21 protein-coding genes and 1 riboswitch are annotated in these 22,016 nt (G+C 66.4%); of the genes, 17 read left to right on the top strand and 4 right to left on the bottom strand.

Annotated elements, in window-relative coordinates:
• Positions 1 to 134: 134 nt before the first annotated feature.
• Positions 135 to 1,055, bottom strand: coding sequence for a LysR family transcriptional regulator (locus IFT65_RS15355; protein WP_192082146.1), 921 nt, complete (start codon positions 1,053 to 1,055; stop codon positions 135 to 137).
• A gap of 121 nt (positions 1,056 to 1,176) precedes the next feature.
• Between IFT65_RS15355 and IFT65_RS15350 the strand changes: the two genes are divergently transcribed.
• The 5 genes from IFT65_RS15350 (at position 1,177) to IFT65_RS15330 (ending at position 4,928) form a co-directional block, all read left to right on the top strand.
• Complete coding sequence (locus tag IFT65_RS15350; protein WP_188325739.1) at positions 1,177 to 1,443, top strand: DUF2798 domain-containing protein; 267 nt, start codon at positions 1,177 to 1,179, stop codon at positions 1,441 to 1,443.
• Between the two features lie 71 nt (positions 1,444 to 1,514).
• Positions 1,515 to 2,411 (top strand): hypothetical protein, encoded by an 897-nt coding sequence (locus IFT65_RS15345; protein ID WP_192082145.1) that lies wholly within the window; start codon positions 1,515 to 1,517, stop codon positions 2,409 to 2,411.
• A gap of 58 nt (positions 2,412 to 2,469) precedes the next feature.
• A complete protein-coding gene (gene purU / locus IFT65_RS15340; protein ID WP_192082144.1) occupies positions 2,470 to 3,321 on the top strand; it encodes a formyltetrahydrofolate deformylase in 852 nt (283 codons plus the stop codon).
• A 143-nt stretch (positions 3,322 to 3,464) separates the two neighbouring features.
• Positions 3,465 to 3,968 carry a hypothetical protein gene (locus IFT65_RS15335; RefSeq protein ID WP_192082143.1) on the top strand — a complete coding sequence of 168 codons (504 nt, stop codon included), beginning with the start codon at positions 3,465 to 3,467 and terminating at the stop codon, positions 3,966 to 3,968.
• Positions 3,969 to 4,034: 66 nt separating this feature from the next.
• The gene (locus tag IFT65_RS15330; protein ID WP_192082142.1) at positions 4,035 to 4,928 is read left to right on the top strand and encodes a hypothetical protein; all 894 of its coding nucleotides are present in this window, start codon (positions 4,035 to 4,037) and stop codon (positions 4,926 to 4,928) included.
• Between the two features lie 158 nt (positions 4,929 to 5,086).
• Here IFT65_RS15330 and pncA read toward each other — a convergent pair whose 3' ends face one another.
• Both pncA and metE read right to left on the bottom strand, forming a co-directional pair.
• Positions 5,087 to 5,713, bottom strand: coding sequence for a bifunctional nicotinamidase/pyrazinamidase (gene pncA, locus IFT65_RS15325; protein ID WP_192082141.1), 627 nt, complete (start codon positions 5,711 to 5,713; stop codon positions 5,087 to 5,089).
• Between the two features lie 158 nt (positions 5,714 to 5,871).
• Entirely contained in the window at positions 5,872 to 8,175 is a 2,304-nt protein-coding gene (gene metE, locus IFT65_RS15320; protein WP_192082140.1) for a 5-methyltetrahydropteroyltriglutamate--homocysteine S-methyltransferase, read from the bottom strand.
• A gap of 218 nt (positions 8,176 to 8,393) precedes the next feature.
• Positions 8,394 to 8,625: riboswitch (cobalamin riboswitch) on the bottom strand.
• A 99-nt stretch (positions 8,626 to 8,724) separates the two neighbouring features.
• Between metE and IFT65_RS15315 the strand changes: the two genes are divergently transcribed.
• The 12 genes from IFT65_RS15315 to IFT65_RS15260 all read left to right on the top strand — a co-directional run bounded on the left by IFT65_RS15315 (position 8,725) and on the right by IFT65_RS15260 (position 20,334).
• A complete protein-coding gene (locus IFT65_RS15315; protein ID WP_192082150.1) occupies positions 8,725 to 9,498 on the top strand; it encodes a hypothetical protein in 774 nt (257 codons plus the stop codon).
• 67 nt (positions 9,499 to 9,565) lie between these two features.
• The gene (locus IFT65_RS15310) at positions 9,566 to 10,135 is read left to right on the top strand and encodes a sigma-70 family RNA polymerase sigma factor (protein WP_188325744.1); all 570 of its coding nucleotides are present in this window, start codon (positions 9,566 to 9,568) and stop codon (positions 10,133 to 10,135) included.
• Positions 10,132 to 10,905 carry an anti-sigma factor gene (locus IFT65_RS15305; protein ID WP_192082139.1) on the top strand — a complete coding sequence of 258 codons (774 nt, stop codon included), beginning with the start codon at positions 10,132 to 10,134 and terminating at the stop codon, positions 10,903 to 10,905. The genes IFT65_RS15310 and IFT65_RS15305 overlap by 4 nt, the downstream gene beginning before the upstream one ends.
• Positions 10,906 to 10,990: 85 nt before the next feature.
• Complete coding sequence (locus IFT65_RS15300) at positions 10,991 to 11,953, top strand: acyl-CoA desaturase (RefSeq protein WP_192082138.1); 963 nt, start codon at positions 10,991 to 10,993, stop codon at positions 11,951 to 11,953.
• A gap of 1 nt (position 11,954) precedes the next feature.
• A complete protein-coding gene (locus tag IFT65_RS15295; RefSeq protein ID WP_192082137.1) occupies positions 11,955 to 13,235 on the top strand; it encodes an FAD-dependent oxidoreductase in 1,281 nt (426 codons plus the stop codon).
• Positions 13,232 to 13,999, top strand: coding sequence for a DUF1365 domain-containing protein (locus IFT65_RS15290; RefSeq protein ID WP_192082136.1), 768 nt, complete (start codon positions 13,232 to 13,234; stop codon positions 13,997 to 13,999). The genes IFT65_RS15295 and IFT65_RS15290 overlap by 4 nt, the downstream gene beginning before the upstream one ends.
• Complete coding sequence (locus IFT65_RS15285; protein WP_192082135.1) at positions 13,996 to 15,249, top strand: cyclopropane-fatty-acyl-phospholipid synthase family protein; 1,254 nt, start codon at positions 13,996 to 13,998, stop codon at positions 15,247 to 15,249. The genes IFT65_RS15290 and IFT65_RS15285 overlap by 4 nt, the downstream gene beginning before the upstream one ends.
• Position 15,250: 1 nt before the next feature.
• Positions 15,251 to 15,805: a DUF2878 domain-containing protein gene (locus IFT65_RS15280; protein WP_192082134.1), complete on the top strand. Its 555-nt coding sequence runs from the start codon at positions 15,251 to 15,253 to the stop codon at positions 15,803 to 15,805.
• A complete protein-coding gene (locus IFT65_RS15275) occupies positions 15,802 to 16,596 on the top strand; it encodes a DUF1295 domain-containing protein (protein ID WP_192082133.1) in 795 nt (264 codons plus the stop codon). Before IFT65_RS15280 ends, IFT65_RS15275 begins: the two co-directional genes overlap by 4 nt.
• Positions 16,593 to 17,666: a class I SAM-dependent methyltransferase gene (locus IFT65_RS15270; protein WP_192082132.1), complete on the top strand. Its 1,074-nt coding sequence runs from the start codon at positions 16,593 to 16,595 to the stop codon at positions 17,664 to 17,666. Before IFT65_RS15275 ends, IFT65_RS15270 begins: the two co-directional genes overlap by 4 nt.
• Before the next feature lie 11 nt (positions 17,667 to 17,677).
• Positions 17,678 to 18,211, top strand: a complete 534-nt coding sequence (locus IFT65_RS15265; protein WP_188325753.1) for a lipocalin family protein — start codon at positions 17,678 to 17,680, stop codon at positions 18,209 to 18,211.
• A gap of 230 nt (positions 18,212 to 18,441) precedes the next feature.
• Positions 18,442 to 20,334: a patatin-like phospholipase family protein gene (locus IFT65_RS15260; protein WP_192082131.1), complete on the top strand. Its 1,893-nt coding sequence runs from the start codon at positions 18,442 to 18,444 to the stop codon at positions 20,332 to 20,334.
• 306 nt (positions 20,335 to 20,640) lie between these two features.
• Here IFT65_RS15260 and IFT65_RS15255 read toward each other — a convergent pair whose 3' ends face one another.
• On the bottom strand, positions 20,641 to 22,008 hold the full coding sequence (locus IFT65_RS15255) for a short-chain fatty acyl-CoA regulator family protein (RefSeq protein ID WP_192082130.1): 1,368 nt from the start codon (positions 22,006 to 22,008) through the stop codon (positions 20,641 to 20,643).
• Positions 22,009 to 22,016 lie beyond the last annotated feature (8 nt).

The following is a 22,016-nucleotide window of genomic DNA, read 5'->3' as shown; positions in this document are numbered from 1 at the left end:
GGCACCTAAAGTGCCAGATCTCGAAGAGATAAGAGCCGACTTCAGTCGGCTGCTCTCCCGAACGCAACCGGATTTCCGTGCAGAGCAGCCGACTGAAGTCGGCTCTACCCCGTCGGCTCTACCGCGCCGCGGCGTCAGCTCGCCTGCACCTGCCATGCCGTCGGCAAGCCCGCCTGCAGATGTTCGAACAACACCCGGATGCGGGCAGTAAAGTCGCGGCGGTCGCTCAGGCAGAAGAACATCTCCATCGGTTCCGGCATCCAGCGCGGGTCGTCGGCCAGCACGGTCTGCAGGCGTCCGTCGCGCAGGTAGGGTTCGGCAACGAAGGCGGCCAGCCGGGTGATGCCGCCGCCTGCGGCTGCCAGTTCAGCCAATGCGTCGATGTCATCGCAGATCATTCCGGTCTGCATCGTGGCTTCCACGCGTCCCTGTTCCCCCAGCAGCCCCCAGCGCAGCGGCCGGCCATCAGCGGGGAAGCGGAACAACAGCGCGCGGTGAGCGGCCAACTGCTCTGGTGACGTGGGCGTGCCGGCCTGTTCCAGATAGGAGGGCGCCGCGCAGAACACGAACGGGATGCGCGCCAGGGGCCGTGCCACCAATCCATCCTGCAGTTGGGCGCCGATGCGGATGCTGACATCCACCGACTCTTCGGCATGCCGCACGGCGCGGTCGGACAGCCGCAGTTCCACCTGCAGTTGCGGGTGGCGCCGCTGCAGCGCTGGCAGCATGGGGGCCAATACGTGCCGGCCGAACGCACGGCTGCAGGCAATCCGCAGGGGTCCCACCGGCTCGATGTCGCCGCTGCTCACGGCGGCCTGCGCGCCGGCCAGGTCGGCCTCGATGTGCTGCACTTTGGCCAGGTACAGCGCGCCGGCCTCGCTGAGCGACAGCGAGCGGGTGCTGCGGTTGAACAAGCGCACGCCCAGGTGCGCCTCCAGCCGTGCGATGTTCTGGCCGACGGCGGTGGCGCTGATGCCCAGGGCACGGGCTGCGCCGGCAATGCTGCCGGCCTCGGCGGTACGGGTGAAAGTGCGGATGAGCTGGAGCAGGTTCATGACCGCACAGCGTGCCACGGTCGCCCCCAAAGATCTGCTTCGGTCTGTCCCAAGCAGCGGACGGCTGTGCCGACCGGCCTTCTCGGGCATGCTGGCCCGCTGTTCCCGCAGCGCCTGTCTGATGACCGATTCCACCGCCTCTGCCCGCCGCGGCCTGAAACTGAGCCACCGCACCACGCCCTACGTGTTTGCCTTCTTCATGGCCGGCATCATGGCGATGCTGATGTGCATGGTCATCACAGCGGCGCATGCCGGCGTGGACGGGGCTTACCTGGCGCGCGTGCTGCAGGCCTATGCCCTCGCCATGCCGGTCGCGTTCTGCTGCGTTCTGGTGGTCCGTCCCTTGGTGCTGCGGCTGGTGGCCTTGACCGTGCACCCGCCTGGCTGACGCGGCGGGCGCTGGCTCCGCGCATCGCATCGTGGCAGGATCAAGGCGTTCCGTCTGGAAAGGAATTCCCGATGCACTCGATGACACGCGCCCTGCTGCTGTCCCTGCTGCTGTCTTCCTCGGTGGCGGCGGCTGCGCCTTTGGATCCGGCGACGGGCCTGGCGGCACGGATGCAAGCGCTCGACGAAGGCAGCGGAGGGCAGCCGCTCGCGCAACGGATCCAGCATCTGCGCGCGGTCTACGTGTCCGATGCACGCGTTGCAGCGCTGGACACGCAATCATCCGACCTGTGCGATACCGTCGCCGCCAGCGACCTGGACGACCTCTTCGCAGCGACCTGGCAACTCAACTTCTACGCGCGCGAACCTGCCCTGCTGCAGCGGATGACCTGCCTGTTCCAGCGCATGAAGCAATCCGGGACTGCCAGCGCACAGGCGGCGCGGGACCTGTACGGCGCACTGGTCGCACAGCGTCGGTTCGCGGCCGCCAACGCGCTGGGTCAGAGCGAAGCGTTGAAGGTGGACGAACTGCCTGTGGTCAGTGGCGAACGCACGGCGGGTCTGCAGGTGCTGCAACTGCAGGATGCGCTGCATGCCCGCCTGGCTGAGTTGCCACGCGATGGCACCCGGGTGATCGCACTGGTGCATCCGTACTGTGGTTTTTCGATGGACGCGCTGGCCGCGATTGCCGACGACCCTACGCTGGCCTGGTTGCGGCCACAGCTGCAGGTCGTAGTGCCCAGCGACAATAACTGGCCGGTCACCCGGATGCTCGAGTGGAATGCCGCACATCCGGATCTGCCGATGCAGCCGATGCAACCCGGCGCTGCATGGGCCCCGTTGTTGACCGGCTCGACCCCGACGTTCCACGTGCTGCGTGACGGCGAGCTGCGGGCCAGCGCCAGCGGGTGGACAGACGATGGTGCCGCACTGCGCAAGCTGCGACCCGTGATCGGCGAGGGACGCTGACAGTTGCATCTGACAGCATCCATTCCGCAGCGCAGCATGGTGGCCTAGACTTGGCCGGATGCGACCCGACTCCATCCTTACCCTGTCCTGCCCTGACCGTACCGGCATTGTCTACCGCGTGTCTGGACTGTTGTACGAACATGGCTGCAACATCCTCGACGCTCAGCAGTTCGGCGATGAGGAGAGTGGCCGATTCTTCCTGCGCGTGCATTTCGACCGCGATGCCGGCTTGCTACTGGAGACGGTGCACACGGCTATGACCGCGCTGGGCGAAGGCTTCGGCATGGACTGGCAACTGCACGATGGCCGTCGCCGGGCGCGCCTGCTGGTGCTGGTCAGCAAGCAGGGTCATTGTCTCAATGATCTGTTGTTCCGTGCCCATAGCGGCCAGTTGAAGGTGGATATCGCGGCGGTGGCCTCCAACCACGCCGACTTCGCGCCGCTGGCGGCCTCGTATGGCATTCCGTTCCATCATCTGCCGGTCAACGCGGATACACGCGACGTGCAGGAACGGCAGCTGATCGACCTGGTCGAGCGCGAGCAGATTGATCTGGTGGTATTGGCGCGCTACATGCAGATCCTTTCGCCGACGCTGTGCCGCGCGTTTGCCGGGCGTGCGATCAACATCCATCACAGCTTCCTGCCCAGCTTCAAGGGTGCGCAGCCCTACCACCAGGCGCACGCGCGCGGGGTCAAGATCATCGGGGCCACCGCGCACTACGTGACCGAAGACCTCGATGAAGGCCCGATCATCGAACAGGATGTGGCGCGTGTTGACCATGCGATGACCCCACGCGAGCTGGTGCGGCTGGGCAGCGATACCGAATCCCAGGTGCTGGCCCGCGCGGTACGCCGGCATGTAGAGCACCGCATCCTGCTCAACGGGCATCGGACCGTGGTGTTCCGCTGAGACGCGGCACATGTATTGATGAAACCCGCTCTCGTTGGTGCCTAGATAAGTTTCGCGTATACCTTGAGCAGCATCGCATTTTCACCTGAACTCGATGCGTAGGCTGAATCCGTGGGACTGATCCCATCAACGGAGAATCGCTCATGGCATCGCGCTCTCTACCTGCCTCATGTCTACTCATCGCCCTGCCGTTTTTCATGGCGCCGGCTTACTGCATGGATCTTCAGGAACTCCAGCGTGCCGTGCAGAGATCCGCACCTATTCATACCCAGGAGCAGCTCGACGCCGAGCTGATGCGGGGCTCTGCGCATTCACCTCTGAATGCACTCAGCCCCACGGCGCGGGATCGTTTCATTCGGTCGCTGCGCTTCAATGAGGCGGGCCTGACGACATTCAACATCGATCCCATTGTCGAGGAACTCAATGCCAGTGATGCCCGCACCTTACTGTCACTGTTCGGTGTCGAGCGCGTGCTTCCCCATCTGGCAGGGTTACGCGTCGAGTCTGATGCGGACGAGCGAGTGATGGAAGCGCTTGCACGTCCGATTCCAGGCAATCCGGTGCTGGAGGACCATCCCCGGTACCAATGTGTCGGACGGGCGAACTGCATGGATTCGCCAAGCTTCATCTGCATGTCGGGCTGCTGATGCCTGTTGTCCAGATTTACTTACAGTGCGGGCTTCTGTGGGCACAGGTATCGATGAGGTAGTGCCATGCAGCTCAAGATGGGGATCGCCTACTTGATGCTTTCCGTTGCTTCTTACGTAGCCTATGGCAGAGAAGTGGGTAGCTCGCTGATTGCAGAGTTGGAGGCAATGGAGCAGCCCGGCGATGGGCAGGACGGATGGGATCGAATTGCTCTGATGAGAAGCCATTATGAAGCGGATGAGCGAGTCAGAAAGTCCGCTATTGGCTGCCGTACCCTTGCGAAGGAACATCGTCAGGTTGTTTTCAATGCCACTTCAAAAATGGATGCCTACGAACGCGACCCGGTCCTGTTGAGGAGGATGCGTTGTCTCTTGAGGCAGATGCAGAGAGATGGAAGTGCATCCCGGCGAAACCATCTACAGATGCACGCAGCGTTTGTTTCGAGAGGACGCTTCAACGAGGCCAACAGGCTACGGATTGCAAAGGAAATGTCGGTTCCTCTGCTGCCCGGAATTCGTGGTGCCAAACGACACACGCGACAAGTTCTTTGGCTCGATGAAGAAGGTCATGCGGATCGGGTTACCTTGCCGATGTCGGGTTGGCGCATCATCGCACTCGTGCACCCATACTGTAGCTATTGGCGTAAGGCATTGGTCGATATAGCAGATTCTCGAGCTCTCGTTGGTATGCAGGGGTATGTCCAGCTTGTGGTTCCGAGTGGTGGCGTATTGCCACAGCACGAAATAAGCAGCTGGAATCGAGCCCATCGGGACATGCCATTGCATTCTCTACAGTACTCCACGCTATGGGCACCGCTGAATCTGCTTCAGACGCCGGTTTTTCATCTTATGCACAACGGCGTCAGAGTCGACACGTCGGTAGGGTGGACGGGCACGGGGGAAGAACTGTTGCGGCTTTATCGGCAGATCCCGCGTTCAGTCGAGGGGGCGCGTCAGTAGTCCTCCGCGCGCTTTGCGATTGCTCGGCGAGCGCGAAGCGCGGTCTGCGTCAGGCATCATGAAGCCGTACGGAATTCGCCGAGCATGGCTCGGCGCTACAGTGTGTGGCGCGGTCTGCCTTGGGCATCGCGTTGCGCGTTCCCGCGCGTGACCTCGGGTCACAGCAGCGCGATACCCGCGGTCGCCAACGCCTGTCGGGTGGCATCGTCGTTGTCGGCACTGACCGGTCGGGTCAGGTCCCAGTGGAAGCCCACGGCGAAGCCGGCACTGACGGCGTCCTGTGCGGTCCACAGCACGCAGTAGTCACGCGCCAGCCCACACACATGCACCTCGCTGATGCCGCGCTCGCGCAGCCAGCCGGCCAGGCCGGTTGGCGGACGGGTGCCGTCCGGGCCGTGGTTCTCGCGGAACGCGCTGTACGAATCCACCTGCGGGTTGCTGCCCTTGCGCAGCACCATGTCGGCTGCATTCCAGTCGACGCCCGCATGCAGTGCGGCGCCTGCCGAGCCTTGGATGCAGTGATCCGGCCACAACGTCTGCGCATGTCCGTGCAGCGGGATCTGGGCGAACGGCTGCCCGTCAGGGTAGTGACTGGCGAAGGACGCGTGGTTGGCCGGGTGCCAGTCCTGGGTGGCCACCACGGTGCGATACCGCTTCTGCGCCAACAGCGCGGCAATGGGCGCCACCAGCGCATCACCCTCAAGACAAGCCAGGGCGCCACCGGGCATGAAGTCCGGTTGCAGGTCGACGACGATCAGGGCCACGTGGGCGGGCAGGGTGTTCATGGCATCAGGGTAACGGCAGGGCCGTCAGCGGGGTAGAGCCGACTTCAGTCGGCTGCCTCCCNCCCCCACATCCGACCCCCACGTCCGACCCACAAGTCGGGCCCGCAGGTCCCACCCACAGGTCGGGCCCACAGGTGGACCCAACCGTCCTCTCCCGGTCAGGCCACGCTGGCCTCCGCATGCTCGGCACGCAGTTCCGCCGCAGCGGCCACCAGCGCTTCCAGCGCGGCGCGGGTTTCCGGCCAGCCGCGGGTCTTCAGGCCGCAGTCCGGGTTCACCCACAACTGCTCCGGCTTCAGCACCGACAGGGCCTTGCGCAGCAGGTCCACCATCTCCGCCTTGTCCGGCACGCGCGGGGAATGGATGTCATACACGCCCGGGCCGATCTCGTTGGGATAGTTGAAGCGCACGAAGGCATCCAGCAGCTCCATCCGCGACCGCGAGGTCTCGATCGAGATCACATCCGCATCCATCGCCGCAACGGAGTGGATGATGTCGTTGAACTCCGAATAGCACATGTGCGTGTGGATCTGCGTAGCGTCGCGTACCCCGCTGGTGCTGATGCGGAACGATTCCACTGCCCAGTCCAGGTAGGCGCGCCACTGTGCGCGACGCAGCGGCAGTCCTTCGCGGATGGCCGGCTCGTCGACCTGGATCACGCCGATGCCGGCCGCCTCCAGGTCATTCACTTCATCGCGCAGCGCCAACGCGATCTGCCGGCAGGTGACATCGCGTTCCTGGTCATCGCGCACGAACGACCACTGCAGCACCGTCACCGGCCCGGTCAGCATGCCCTTCATCGGCTTGCGGGTGAGGGACTGCGCGTAGCGTGACCAGCGCACCGTCATCGGCTGCGGCCGGCTGACATCGCCGAAGATCACCGGCGGCTTCACGCAGCGCGAGCCGTAGCTCTGCACCCAGCCGTTGCCGGTGAAAGCGAACCCTTCGAGCTGCTCACCGAAGTACTCCACCATGTCGTTGCGCTCGAACTCGCCATGCACCAGCACGTCCAGTCCCAGTTCCTCCTGCACGCGCACACAGTCAGCGGTCTGTTGCTCGAGGAACGCCTCGTAGTCGGCCAGCGAAAGTCTGCCGGACTTGTGCCGGGCGCGGGCGTCGCGCACGTCCAGCGTCTGCGGGAACGAACCGATCGTGGTCGTCGGCAGCAGCGGAAGTTGCAGCGCGGCATGCTGGGCCAACCGTCGCTGCGGATAGGTCCCATGGCGCTGTGCGTCGGCCTTGCCCAAGCCGGCCAGACGCGCGGCCACGGTGGGGTTGTGCACGCGGGGCGAGCGACGGCGTGCATCCAGTGCATCTCGGTTGGCGGCCAGCCCGGCGTCCGCAGACGGCTGGCCATCAAGTGCGTCGGCCAGCACGCGCAGTTCCTGCAGCTTCTGCCGCGAGAACGCCAACCAACTGCGCAGGTCATCGTCCAGCTTCTTTTCCAGCGACAGATCCACCGGGGTGTGCAGCAGCGAGCACGACGGTGCCAGCCACAACAGATCAGGACCGCGATCGGTCTGTGCATAGCGCGCCAGGATCAGCGCATTGTCCAGTTGGGTACGCCAGATGTTGCGCCCGTTGACCAGGCCGGCAGACAGCACACGGCCGGCCGGCAAGGCGTTCAGCACGGCATCCAGCTGTTCGGGCGCGCGCACCAGGTCCACGTGCAGGCCCTCCACCGGCAGCGACGTGGCCAGGGCCAGGTTGTCGTCCAGCGCCCCGAAGTAGGTAGCCAGCAGGAGCTTGGGTCGCGCTGCCGCGTTCGCACCCAGCACCGCATACGCGCGCTCGAACGCCCCCTGTGCCGCCGCATCCAGGTCCTGCACCAGCAGCGGTTCGTCCAGCTGCACCCAATCGGCACCCGCTGCCTTCAGGTGCGCCAGCAGGTCCACATAGGCCGGCAGCAGTGCGTCCAGCAGGTCCAGCGCGGAAGACCCATCGGTCGTCTTGGCCAGTAGCAGGAAACTCACCGGCCCCAGTACGACCGGGCGGGTGTGGATGCCCAGTGCCTTGGCCTCGCGGAATTCGCTCAGCGGCTTGTCACCGCGCAGGGCGAAGGCCTGCCCGGCCTGCAGTTCCGGTACCAGGTAGTGGTAGTTGGTGTCGAACCACTTGGTCATCTCCAGCGCGTGCAGGTCGATTCCATCGCGCTGCAGGCCGCGGGCCATCGCGAAGTACGCGGCCAGCGGCTCACGCTCTGCAAGCGCGCGGTAGCGCGTGGGAATGGCGTCGAACAGGAAGGCGGTATCCAGCACCTGGTCGTACAGGCTGAAGTCATTGCTCGGCGGCACGTCGACACCTGCGTCGACCTGCAGTTGCCAGTGGCGTGCGCGCAGTGCGGCGGCGCTGGCCTGCAGGGTGGCGGTGTCATCCTCGCCACTCCAGTGGCGTTCGAGAGCCCGCTTCAATTCGCGCTTGGCGCCGATGCGGGGAAAACCCAGGTTGGTAACGGTAGTCATTGCAGCGTGTCCTCATTGCATGTCGGCATTGAGGAACGAAGGAACTGCGGGAGGTCGCGCGCCGTTGCCGGCCTACGCCCATCCTGCCAGCGACCTTCGCCCCCGCGGGCGAACCGGATGCCGTGGACAGGTGCACGTGCCGACGCATCCCGCAGGCGGCGGGACGGCATGGGCCCGGGCAACCTCCCCGCGGAGATTCCAGGTCAGATCGGGGGACGGTCGTGTCCCCCGGCCGGGGCCGGTATTCGGGCTGTTGGACACGGGCGTTGCCGCCCACCTCGTGTCCGCCGCTTCCCAGGCGTTGGCCCAGTGCTGTTGGCGGAGGTCGTTTCCATTCACCGCTGCGGGGCAGCTCCGGAATGCGTGCACAGGGCACGGTCACCGGATTCCCGTTTAAATCCATCCCTTCATCCGAATGAAGCGATGGATACCTTCGGCGACCACACGTTAGGCCGAAGCGGCTGCGCGGTCAAGCGCCGTTTCGGTCACCCTGCATCCAATGTGCCGCCTGCGCCGTATATGCCCATGAGCCCCCTGCGGACCCACGCCATGCGCGCCTCTTTCGCCCCGTTCCTGTTGCTGACCGCCTTCATGCCCCTTGCCGCGGGTGCGGCCCTGACCCGCGTGGAGGGCGTAGCGGTGTCGCCCAAAGAGGGTCGTCCGCTCTACCGCGAGACCCACTACCTGCAGGACGTGGACGGGCGGCAGGCGCGATTGGTGCTGTATCGCTGCACCGACGGGCGGGCCTTCGCGCGCAAATGGATGCCACCCGCCGCCGACGCGCAGGCGCCGGATTTCGAGTTCCTCGACGGGCGCGACGGACGCCGCGAGTCGGTGCAGCGCCAGGGGAGCAAGCGGGTAGTCAGCATCCGCTCCGCTACCGCCGCGGCCGAACAGGGCAAGGCGCTTGAGATGCCGGCCGGCGGGGTGATTGATGCCGGATTCGACGCCGCCGTGCGTGCACACTGGTCAACGCTGCTGAAGGGCGACACCGTGGCCTTGCCGTTCCTGCTCACCAGCCGGCAGCGCTGGGTGCCGGTAACGCTGCGCCGCGTCGCCGCCATCGACTGGCAGGGGCAACCGGCCGAAAAGCTGCAGATGCAGCTCGATGCCTGGTTCGGCTTTGCGGTGCCCGCCGTGAGCCTGGTCTATGCCCGTGAGGGTCGCCGCCTGCTGGAGTTCGAAGGCACCGGCAACGTGCGCGATGCCAACGGGGCGTGGCCGCAGGTCCGCGTACGCTTCAAGGATCCGCCGCAAGCCACCGACGACAACGTGCTTGCACAGGCGCGCGCGCAGCCCCTGGTGGCCTCATGCACGGGCTGACGGGCTTGCGATATGCGTCACGAGCAACGAGGATGCAGGTCTATCCCAGTGTGATGCGGAGCCTGCGATGCCCCAGCTGGACGCCCACGACGGTGCCGACGCGCGCCGCCTCGACGCCCTGCTCGAACAGGTGGCGGCGCAGGATCGGCCGGCCTTCGATGCGCTGTACCAGCAGTCTGCGGGCCGTCTGTTCGCTATCTGCCTGCGCCTGTTGCGCGACCGCGGTGAAGCCGAGGATGTGCTGCAGGAGGTCTTCGTGACCGTCTGGCACAAGGCCCCGCGCTTCGACCGCAGCAAGGCATCGGCGATGACCTGGCTGTCCATGCTGGCGCGCAACCGGGCCATCGACCGCCTGCGTGCAGCGCCCCCACGCGCGCTGGACGATGTGTCCATTGCCGAGGAACTGCCGGACGGTGATCTGCAACCGGCGCAGTTGGCCGAGCACAATGATGAAAGTGCACGGCTGACGGCCTGCCTGCAGGCGCTGGAACCGCGGCGGCGCAGTCTGATACGCGCTGCTTTCCTGGATGGCGCCAGCCACGATGAACTGGCGCGCCGTCTTGCCACACCCCTGGGCACGGTGAAGAGCTGGATCCGCCGTGGCCTGTCCCAGTTGCGGGTATGCCTGGAACCATGAACATCCGAGACCTCCAACAGGAAGACGAACAGCCACCCAGCGCCGATCAGTTGGCCGGTGAGTACGTGCTGGGCGTGCTGGACGCCGGGCAGCGTGCCGACGCCGAGCAGCGGATCAGCGCCGATGCGGGCTTCGCGCGACTGGTGAGTCAGTGGGAAGAGCGGCTGGCGCCCTTGCTCGAGGAAGTCGGCAGCGCGCCGGTGCCTGCGCATGTCTGGCTGCGCGTCCGGCGCGAACTGGGCTGGGCGGCCTTCGATGCGGCGCCCGCTCCCCGTCCGTGGAAACGCACCGGCTTCTGGCAGGGCGCGACGGCCCTGGCGGCGGCGTTGGCGTTGGTCGCGGTGTTCACCCGCCCGGCACCCGAGCAGCCGTTGCCGACTCCGGTCGCCACGACGCCGACGCCGGTACCGGCCAGCGAGCCGGAGCAGGCCACCCGCCCGGTTACCCCGCTGCTGCATGACGATGGGCGAGCCGGCTGGCTGGCCTCCGTGGATGCCGCACTGGGCAAGGTGCTGATGGTGCCGGTGCCCAGTGCAGCCGACGCGCAGGGCCGTGCACCGGAGCTGTGGGTGATCCCGGCCGGCGGCGCGCCGATATCGCTGGGCCTGGTGTCCAATGACCGCGCCCACACGGTGGACGTGCCGACCGAACTGCGCGCTGCGCTGGTCAACGGCTCGGTGCTGGCCATCACCCTGGAGCCCACCGCAGGCGCACCGCATGCCGCGCCGACCGGGCCGGTGGTCGCCAAGGGAGATATCGCCAACCTGTAGGGGTCCGGAATTTATTTTCCGGACACTGCATCCACACGGCCGTTGTCATCGTATCTCCTGTCAGTAGCTCCAGGAGGGATGCACGATGTCGGCCACACCTGCTTCACCCCCGCGCCGCCCGCGGCGCTGGTCCACCCTGCTGCGCTGGTTCGACACCGATGCGCGGTCGCCTGCGGCTGCAGAACCGGCCGACCCGGACGGTCATCGCATCGACTGGCTGCGGGCAATTCCGTTCGTGGGCTTGCATCTGGCCTGCGTGGCGGTGATCTGGGTAGGGGTGTCCTGGGTAGCCGTGGCCGTGGCCGTCCTGCTTTACGCGGTGCGCATGTTCGCCATCACCGCGTTCTACCATCGTTACTTCTCCCACCGCACCTTCCATACCTCGCGTGTCGTGCAGTTCCTGTTCGCCCTGATCGGGGCGTCCAGCGTGCAGCGTGGCCCGTTGTGGTGGGCCGCGCACCATCGCAACCACCACCGCCACGCCGACCAGCCGCTGGATCCGCATTCGCCGCGCGAGCAGGGCTTCTGGTGGAGCCACATGGGCTGGTTCCTGACCCGTGAGGGCTTCCGTACCGACTGGTCGCGCATCCCCGACCTGGCCAAATACCCGGAACTGCGCTGGCTGGACCGGTTCGACACCCTCGTACCGGTCGCCTTGGCCGCCGCGCTGTTTGGCCTGGGCGCGCTGTTGCAGCACGTTGCGCCGTCGCTGGGCACCACGGGGCCGCAGATGCTGGTGTGGGGCTTCTTCGTGTCCACCGTGGTGCTGTTCCATGCCACGGTGACGATCAACTCACTCGCCCATCGCTTCGGCAAGCAGCGCTACGACACCGGCGATGACAGCCGCAACAACCTGTGGTTGGCCCTGCTGACCTTTGGCGAGGGCTGGCACAACAACCATCACTTCTTCCCCGGCACGGCCCGCCAAGGCTTCCGCTGGTACGAAGTGGACATCACCTGGTACGGGCTCCGGCTGATGCAGGCGCTGCGCCTGGTGAACGGCCTGAAGCCGGTTCCCGCCTGGGTGCTGGCCAAGGCGAGGAGCTGACATGCGCATCGCCGTGATCGGGTCGGGCATCGCAGGCTTGGCGAGCGCCTGGTGGCTGGACCGCCAGCATGAGGTCACCCTCTTCGAAGCAAACGACTATCTGGGTGGCCATACCCACACGCACGCGGTGCAGGTGGATGGCCGCACCGTGGCGGTCGATACCGGCTTCATCGTCTTCAATCCCCAGCACTATCCGCTGCTGACCGGCCTGTTCGATGAACTGCAGGTGGCCTCGCAGCCGACCACCATGAGCTTTTCCGCACACAGCGAACGCAGCGGTGTCGAGTACAACGCGACCTCGTTGAACACGTTGTTCTGCCAGCGCCGCAACCTGGTGTCGCCGCGTTTCTGGGGGATGCTCGGCGACCTGCGCCGCTTCTATCGCGAGGCACCGGCATTGCTCGAAGGCGATGAAGCCGGTCCGACGCTGGGCCAGTACCTGCACGATCATCACTATGGCGAGGCCTTCATAGAGGAACACCTGCTGCCGATGGCCTCGGCGCTGTGGTCATCGCCGGCCAGCACGGTGCGCGATTTCCCGGCGCGCTATCTGGTGCAGTTCATGGCCAATCACCAGATGCTGCAGATCAGCGCGCGCCCGGAATGGCGCGTGGTGCAGGGCGGATCGGCACGGTATGTGGATGCGCTGCGCCGCCGCTGGCAGGTGCGCGAGCGGCTGGAGTGCCCCGTGCTGGCGGTGGAACGGCTGGCCGATGGTGTACTGATCCACAGTGCGGCTGGTGCCGAAGGCTTCGACCACGTCGTGATGGCCTGCCACAGCGACCAGGCACTGGCGCTGCTGCAGGACCCTGACGCGGTGGAACGCGGTGTGTTGGGCGCCATCCGCTACCAGCAAAACGAAGTGGTGTTGCATACCGATGCCAGCCTGCTGCCGCGCAACCGGAAGGCGTGGGCCGCCTGGAACGCCCACGTGCCGCGCGACCCGGCGCAGGCCTGCACGGTGAGCTACTGCATGAACCTGCTGCAGGGGCTGGATACGCCGACACCCTTGGTGGTGACCCTCAATCGCAGTGAGGCCATCGATCCGTCGAAGGTGCTGCGCCGCCTGCGGTACGCGCATCCGGTGCACGATCACGCCATGGTGCGCGCGCAGCGCCGGTGGCATGAGGTGCAGGGGCGCCGCCACACCTGGTTTGCCGGCGCCTACTGGGGTTGGGGTTTCCACGAGGATGGCATCCGCAGCGCACGCCGCGTGGTGGACGCCCTGCATGCCGTCAGTGCCGAAACGCACTGGCCGCAGCGCGAGGCAAGCACGGTATGAGCAGCAGCGCGATCTACCGCGGACACGTCGTGCACCGTCGGCACCTGCCGCATGCGCATGCGTTCCGCTACCCGATCGCGCAGCTTCTGCTGGATCTGGATGAAGTGGACACCGTATTCGACCGACGCTGGTTGTGGTCGGTGGGTCGCCGCAACTTGGCCGAGTTCCGTCGCAGTGACTACCTGGGCGACCCGGATCAGCCACTGGCCGAGGCGGTGCGTGACCGCGCTGAAGCGGTGCTGGGCCATCGTCCGGTCGGCCCGGTACGCCTGCTTGCCCACCTGCGGCATGCCGGCCATGTCTTCAACCCCGTGAGTTTCTATTACTGCCATGCCGCCGATGGCGAGACCCTGGACTGCATCGTCGCCGAAATCACCAATACGCCCTGGAAAGAGCGCCACGCCTATGTGCTGCCGGTAGCCGATGCGGAGACGCGTGGCCGTGCGCTGCGCTGGCGCTTCGACAAGCAGTTCCATGTCTCGCCCTTCATGCAGATGGACTGTCGCTACGACTGGCGCTTCACCGTACCCGGCGACGACCTGCGCGTGCACATGCAGGTCTGGCGCGAAGGGCAGCGGCAGTTCGATGCAACGCAATCGATGCAGCGGCGTGCGCTGGACGGCCCCGGTTTGGCGAGCGTGCTGGCCCGACATCCGCTGATGACCCTGCAGGTGGTGGGCGCGATCCACTGGCAGGCAGTGCGGCTCTGGCTCAAACGCAATCCCGTACATGACCACCCTTCGCTTGCAGGCAAAAACCAATGAATGACATGAGCCACCGCATCGCCCTGCCCCAGCCCGGTCGCCTGGACGCATTCCTGCGCCGGCAGCTGCTGGCCAAGCTGGCACCGCTGCAGGGCGGCTGCCTGCAGGTGCGTGACGCGCTGGGCGAAGTGCAGCTCGGCGTGGCGGGCAGCGGGCCCACCGTGACCGTGACCGTCGACGATCCTGCGTTCTACCGCGCCGTGGCGACGCAGGGCAGCGTCGGCGCCGGCGACAGTTACATCCGCGGCCAGTGGCGCTGCAACGACCTGGTCGCGCTGGTGCAGTTGTTGGTTCGCAACCGCGACCTGCTCGACGGGGTGGAGCGCGGTCCGGCGCGGATGGGGGGTTGGATGCTGAAAGCCTGGGCGTACCTGCGCCGGAATACGCGCGAGGGCAGCCGACGCAACATCGCGGCGCATTACGACCTGGGTAACCCGTTCTTTTCGTTGTTCCTGTCCGACGACCTGATGTACTCCTCGGCGCTGTATGAAGACGGCGATACCCTGGAGCAGGCCTCGCAACGCAAGCTGGCACGCATCTGCGAGCAGCTGCAGTTGAAGCCGACCGACCGCGTGGTGGAGATCGGCACCGGCTGGGGTGGCTTCGCGCTGTATGCCGCGCGCCATATCGGCTGCCATGTCACCACCACCACCATATCGGTGGAACAGCACGCACTGGCCAGCCAGAGGATCGAAGCGGCCGGGCTCAGTGATCGCGTGACGCTGCTGCTGAAGGACTACCGCGACCTGGAGGGGCAGTACGACAAGCTGGTGTCCATCGAGATGATCGAGGCGATCGGCGCGCAGTACCTGCCGACCTACTTCGCTACGCTGACCCGCCTGCTGAAACCAGAGGGCCTGGCCCTGCTGCAGGCGATCACCATCGAAGACGAGCGCTACCAGCAGGCACGACGCAGCGTGGACTACATCAAGCGCTTCGTGTTTCCCGGCAGCTTCATCCCGTCCATCAACGCCATCCTGGCGGCGAAGACGCACAGCAGCGACCTGCAGCTGATCGGCCAGCACGACTTCGGCTATTCCTATGCACTGACGTTGCGCACATGGCGCACGCGCTTCATGGCGCAGTTGCCGGCAGTGCGTGCACAGGGCTTCGACGAGAACTTCATCCGCATGTGGGAGTTCTACCTCGCGTATTGCGAAGGCGGTTTTCTGGAGCGGTCGATCGGCGTGTCGCATCTTCTGATGGCACGCCCGGGCTACCGTCCCGTTGCGCTGAGCGGAACGCACTGACATGCATTTCTGGGGCAACGTGATCGGCAACCAGCTGGTCTGGTTCTGCGCGGTGGCCGGGGCCGGCCGCGGCCAGTACTGGCCGGCCGTGCTGGCCGCCACGGCCTACATCGTCAGCCAGTTGCTGCTGTCGGCACATCCGAGCATCGAGCTGAAGCTGATGGCGGTGGCGATCGTCTGCGGGCTGCTGGTCGACGGTGTGGCCGGTGCCAGCGGGTTGGTGGCGTACGCCGCCGGAACCCCGGCCGCGTGGCTCGCCCCTGTATGGATTCTCGCGTTGTGGGCATCGTTCGCGATGACCTTGACGGTCTCTTTCGCTGCCCTGCAGCGACAGTGGAGGCTGGCCGCCTTGGTCGGCCTGCTGCTGGCCCCGCTGGCGTATCTGTCTGCTGCGCGGGGATTTTCTTCAGTGGCCTTTCCCACGCCGGCATGGCGGGGCATCGCCGTGCTCGGCATGGGCTGGTCGCTGGCACTGCCTGCCTTGGCCGCCTGTGCGCGGCGATGGCAGCCGCCGTATCAACGCAGCGCCCGGCTGCAATCAGGAGAGGGTCGATGAAGCTGTTGTGGTGGGTATGGCTGTATGCGGCCGTGGTGATGAGCTGGGGCTGGTGGTGGCAACGTCGCAACGAGAACATCGGTGTGGTGGATGTGCTGTGGGCAAAGAGTGTGGCGGCCGCCGCGCTGCTGCTGGCGCTGCTGGGGGAAGGCGCGCTGCTGCCGCGGATGGCGCTGGGTGCGCTGGGCGGGCTGTGGGGAGCCCGCTTGGCGCTCCACCTGTGGCAGCGCGTGCGCAGCGAGGATGAAGACGGCCGCTACCGCTACCTGCGCGAGCACTGGAACGGGCACCAGGGCAAAATTTTCGGCTTCTTCCAGGCGCAGGCGCTGCTGGTGGTGCTGTTCGCGCTGCCCTTCATCGCCGTGGCGCTCAACCCGCGCACTGACGGCGTGGGTTGGGTGATCGCGGCGGCGGTGGTGTGGTTGGCGAGCGTCGGCGGTGAAGGCCTGGCCGACCGCCAGCTGGCCCGCTTCCGCGCCAAGCCGGAGAACAAGGGCCGTACCTGCCGCGATGGGCTGTGGCGCTACTCACGGCACCCCAACTACTTCTTCGAGTGGTTGCACTGGTTCACCTACGTCCTGCTCGCGGTGGGTTCGCCGCTCTGGTGGCTGTCGTGGTCCGGTCCGCTGGTCATGTACGTGTTCCTGCGCTGGTTGAGCGGTGTGCCCTTCACTGAAAAACAGGCGCTGCGCAGCCGCGGTGATGACTACCGCGAGTACCAGCGCACCACCTCGATGATCTTCCCGTGGTTTCCCCGCAAATCTGCTGCATCCAAGGAGTTCCGCCCATGAGCACCGATATCCAGAGTCTGCCTGCGGCCGACTACGCGCCGGGGCTGACCGGCCTGGCAGAACGTGGCCTGCTGCCTGATGCGCTGCTGCGCCTGGGCATCCGCCAGCAGTGCGCACAGCGCCTGCGCGAAGAGCAGGAAGGCGGTACCGATGCGCAGTCCGCGCGCTTCTCCGAGCGTATCGCCGAGCTGGCCGGCAGCCCGCTGGCACTGCATGTGGACGCCGCCAACCGCCAGCACTACGAGGTACCCGCCGCGTTCTTCGAGGCCTGCCTGGGCAAGCGCCTGAAATACAGCAGCTGCTATTACCGCACCGGCCATGAAACGCTCGACCAGGCCGAGGAGGCCATGCTGGAACTGTATGCCGAGCGTGCGGGTCTGGCAGACGGTCAGGACATCCTGGAGCTGGGCTGCGGCTGGGGGTCATTGACGTTGTGGATGGCCGAGCGTTATCCGAACGCGCGCATCACCGCCGTGTCCAACTCCAACGGCCAGCGGACGCATATCGAAGCGCAGTGCAAGGCGCGCCGGTTGGGCAATGTCACGGTGCTGACGCGCGATGTGAACCACCTGGAGCTACCCGAGCATGCGTTTGATCGCGCGATCTCCATCGAGATGTTCGAGCACATGCGCAACTACGACCGCCTGCTGGGCCGCATCGCCGGTTGGCTGCGCAGCGACGGCGCGCTGTTCGTGCATATCTTCGTGCATCGCACGCTGATGTATCCCTTCGAGACCCAGGGGGATGACAACTGGATGGGGCGGCATTTCTTCACCGGTGGTCTGATGCCGGCCGCCGATACCCTGCTGCACTTCCAGCACGACCTGCTGCTGCAGCAGCGTTGGCTGCTGGACGGCACGCACTACGAGCGCACCGCCAACCATTGGCTTGCCAACCAGGACAGCCAGCGCGATGCGCTGATGCCCGTGCTGCGGCAGACCTACGGCGATGCCGCCGCGGCGCTGTGGTTCCAGCGCTGGCGGATGTTCTGGATGGCGTGTGCCGAGCTGTTCGGCTATGAAAACGGCCAGCAGTGGCAGGTCGCCCATTATCTGTTCCGTCCCCGCTGAAGGAGAACGCCATGCGTCTGTACAGCCTGCTTCCCGTCGTTGCGATGGCACTTTCCGCCAGTGCCTGTTCGTCCAGCCCCGAGCGGCCGCTGCCGCGTGCACCGCAGGTCGATGTGCCACGTTTCATGGGCGATTGGTACGTCATCGCGCAGATTCCCACCTTCATCGAGCGCAAGGCCTTTGATTCGGTGGAAACGTACGCACTGCGTCCGGATGGCCGCATCCAGACCACCTTCACCTACCGCAAGGGCAGTTTCCAGGCCCCGGTGAAGACAATGCACCCGGTCGGTCGGGTGGAGAAAGAAGGCAACGGCGCCGTGTGGGGCATGCAGTTCATCTGGCCGATCCAGGCGGAGTATGTGATCTCGTGGCTGGACGCGGATTACCAGCAGACCATCGTGGCGCGCAGCAAGCGTGACTACGTGTGGTACATGGCGCGCACCCCGCAGGTCAGCGACAGCGACTACCAGCAAGCGATCGAGCGCATCGCCGCGATGGGCTACGACACCAGCAAGATCCGCCGCGTCCCGCAATCAAACCGCTGAACGGCGGTAGAGCCCCAGGTAGAGCCGACTTCAGTCGGCTCTACCACCCCATCCCAACCCGCCCACCACACCCAACCCAACCCGCCCACCACACCCAACCCAACCCGCCCACGGCACACCACACCCAACCCGCCTACACCCCACCGCACCCCACAAACTGCGCCACCCATCTCATGCCGTGAGAGGCACACTTGCCATAATCGGAGCCGTATCCAGCAGAGGGTCGGCCCATGGCAGCCAAGTACTGCGATCTGGTCATGAAGGGGGGCATCACCAGCGGGATCGTCTACCCGAACGCGGTGCTGTCGCTGGCCAAAGCGTATCGGTTCAAGAGCATCGGTGGCACCTCGGCAGGCGCCATTGCCGCGGCCGTAGCGGCGGCTGCCGCGCTCGGTGACCGACGCCGCCACGCCGGTGAGGCGATGAACGCGCAGGCAGGTTTCGAGGGGTTGTCCGCCGTATCCGCGCAGCTGTCCACGCGCGGATTCATCTACCGCCTCTTCCAGCCGGCGCGTGGCGGGCGTGCGGCCTACCGGCTGCTGGTGGTACTGGCCAGCCACGCCGGCTGGCTGCGAAAGATCGTCTGTCTGTTGGCCGCGGTGTTCACCATCGCGCCAGTGGAGGTGCTTGTATCGCTGACCCTGCTGCTCGGCATCGGCGCGTGGGCCGGCGGCGGCCCTGGCGTGCTGGCCACGCTGCTGCCCTCGCTGCTGTGTGCCTACGGCGCCGGCGTAGCGGGGGCCTTGCTGCGTGTAGCGCGTGTGGCGCGCGGCAACCTGCTGGGGCTGTGCAACGGCCGCAGCGAGGACCCGCAGCGACCCGCACTCACAGACTGGCTGCATGCCAGCCTGCAGGCGTTGTCCGGGCGCCCGCTGGACCAGCCGCTGACCTTCGCCGACCTGCATTCGGCGCCGCGTTATGCGGGCGAGCCGCAGGATGCGCATGCCGTGACCCTGCAGATGATCAGTACCTGCGTCTCGCACAACGAGCCGCGCACGCTGCCATTCAGCGATGCCACGTTCTGGTTCCTGCGCGAGGAGTTCGATCTCCTGTTTCCGTCCAGCGTGGTGGACTGGCTGGTGCGACACGCCGGGACGCCCGAGACCTTCGACGGGCGGGACTACCATCGGCTGCCCGCAGGAGATCAACTGCCGGTGCTGGTTGCCACGCGGATGAGCCTGAGCTTCCCGCTGCTGATCAGCGCGGTGCCCCTGCATGAGCCGGCATGGTCGGCCACGCGGCCCCCGCTGCAACGCGTCGAGCCCGGTCGGGGGGGCAAGAACGTGGCAGACAGCATGGAAGGGCTGACCCAAGGCGGGCAGGCGGCGTCGACGGCACCTGCTGCAGCGGAGGCGCCGCGTTTCCGGCGCTGTTGGTTCTCCGATGGCGGCATCGGCAGCAACTTCCCGATCCATCTGTTCGACGCGGCGCTGCCGCGCTGGCCCACCTTCGCCATCAACCTGGTGTATCCGGGCGGTGCCGTGTCAACCGTGGACCCTGAGGATCCGCAGGGCGCGCTGGGACGTGCCGTGGTATTGCCCGCCGGCAATCGTGAGGGCTGGCAACGCAGCTACCGCGACATCAGTGCGCCGCTCGCCGCCAACGAAGTGCTGCGGTTCCTGTTCGCGGTGATATCCACCATGCAGAACTGGCGCGACCTGCTGCAGGCGCGGGCACCCGGCTACCGCGACCGTATCGTCAACGTGGCGCTGGAGGGGGACGAGGGCGGCATGAACCTGGACATGCCACAGGACGTGCTGAGCCGAATCGCGGAGAAAGGCACGCTTGCCGGGGAGCGCTTCTGTGCGTTCTCCTTTGAAAACCACTACTGGGTGCGTTGGCGCAACCTCGCCTCGGCCTACCAGCGTTACACGCTGGAAGTTTCGCGCACCGATGATGCCAGCCAGCAGGTGGTCGCCTACCGGGCGGTGTATGCCAGCGTGGCGACCGGGCAGCCCCTGCCACCGTCGTATCCACTGGGCTCGCAGGAAAGGCAGCGCGCGTCGCAGGCGCTGTACGCGCGCATGGTGGAGCAGGGCACCACGTGGGAAGACTGCGGCCCGGACCTCACCGAGGGCGCACCACGCCCCCTGCCGCAGATGAAGGTCACGCCGATCTATTGAGCAGACCGTCAGGGTAGAGCCGACGGGTATAGCCGACTTCAGTCGGCTGCCTCTGCATCATGCGAAATGCAGCCGACGGGTAGAGCCGACTTCAGTCGGCTGTCTTTGCATCACGCGTAATGCAGCCGACGGGTAGAGCCGACTTCAGTCGGCTGTCTTTGCATCATGCGAAATGCAGCCGACTGAAGTCGGCTCTACCCCGCCATCCCCGCCATCCCCGCCATCCCCACCATCCGCCCATCCGCCCATCCGCCCATCCGCCCATCCGCGCCACCCGCCACCCGCCGCCCGCCGCCGCCCCCTGCCTCAGCGCCCCGGCAGCTGCGCGAACGCGCGCTGCATGCAGTCCTCGCGCGGGCATACCCGGCAGCCGGGTCCGATGGATACCGAGTTTCCCGGACTCTGGATATCCAGCCCCCGGGTGTAGACCAGCCGCTCTGCATGCTGCAGATCGCAGCCCAGCGCCACGGCAAAGGTCTTGCGTGGCTGGCCATGGCCGACCGGGCCGCTGCTCACCTGCCGGGCCAGCCAGAAATGGCGCCGCCCATCCGGCATGCGGGCGGTCTGGGTGAGGATGCGTCCGGGCTGGTTGAACGCTTCGTAGACAATCCACAGCGGGCACGAACCGCCTACCTGCGAAAAGTGGAAGTCGGTGGCCGAGTGGCGTTTGGACACGTTGCCGGCACGGTCCACGCGGATGAAGAAGAACGGCAGGCCCGGTGCACTGCGCCGCGCCAGCGTGCTCAGCCGGTGGCAGACCGCTTCGAACCCTACGCCGAACTGGTGCGCCAGCAGTTCGATGTCGTAGCCGCTGTGCTCGGCTGCGCGCAGGAACGGGCCGTAGGGCATCACCAGCGCGCCGGCAAAGTAGTTGGACAAGCCGATGCGGGCCTGGGCGATACGCGCATCATCGCGGAAGCCGGCACGTTCGATCACCGCATCCACGGTCTCGCCGTGCCCGCGCAGGGCCAGCTCGGCAGCCATCTGGAAGGCCTGCTGGCCCGGTTCCAGGTAATCCGGCAGCCACAGCGTGCGCGCCTGGGCATCCAGCAGGCGCTTCTCGCGGCCAGCCTGCAGCGGTGCCACTTCCACCATCACGCCGTGACGGTCGGCCAGCAACTGGCGTAGCCGCGGCGCCATGTGGCCGACGGTCAGCCCCCACTCGGCGAACAACTGCTCGGCCAGCTCATCCAGCTCCGGGATGTGGTTGTGCATGCGGTTGAAGAAGTCGCGCACCTGGTCGCCCGCGGGCAGGCTCAGTCCGGCGCCGGGCTCGCCCAGCTGGAACTCCAGCGCTGCTGCATGCTCGCGCAGCGCCAAATGGCGGCGGTGCAGGTCCAGCAAGGCCTGGCTGACCTGCGGCAGGTTGCCGGCCATGACCCGCAGTTCGGTGGCACTGACATCGGCCAGGCCGAGGTCACGCAGCGTCTGCCCCAGCGCATCCTGCAGCGCCGCCGGTCCCCCGGCATCGAACAGGTCGCCCAATTCGCCCAGCACGGCGCGCAGACGCTGCTGCACGGCCGGGGTCAGCGGCCGCTTGTTGCGCTCGATCTGGTTGAGATAGCTGGCGGAAACGCCCAGCCCCTGCGCCAGTTGCGCCTGGGTGTAGCCACGCTGCTCCCGCAGCTTGGCCAGGCGCAGACCGAGATGACGCTGAGGCACAAGGTCATTCACAGAATTAA

The sequence above is a fragment of the Stenotrophomonas sp. CFBP 13725 genome, from assembly GCF_014841935.1.
In the GTDB taxonomy this organism is placed as follows: domain Bacteria; phylum Pseudomonadota; class Gammaproteobacteria; order Xanthomonadales; family Xanthomonadaceae; genus Stenotrophomonas.
This window is presented reverse-complemented; position numbering and strand designations above follow the sequence as displayed.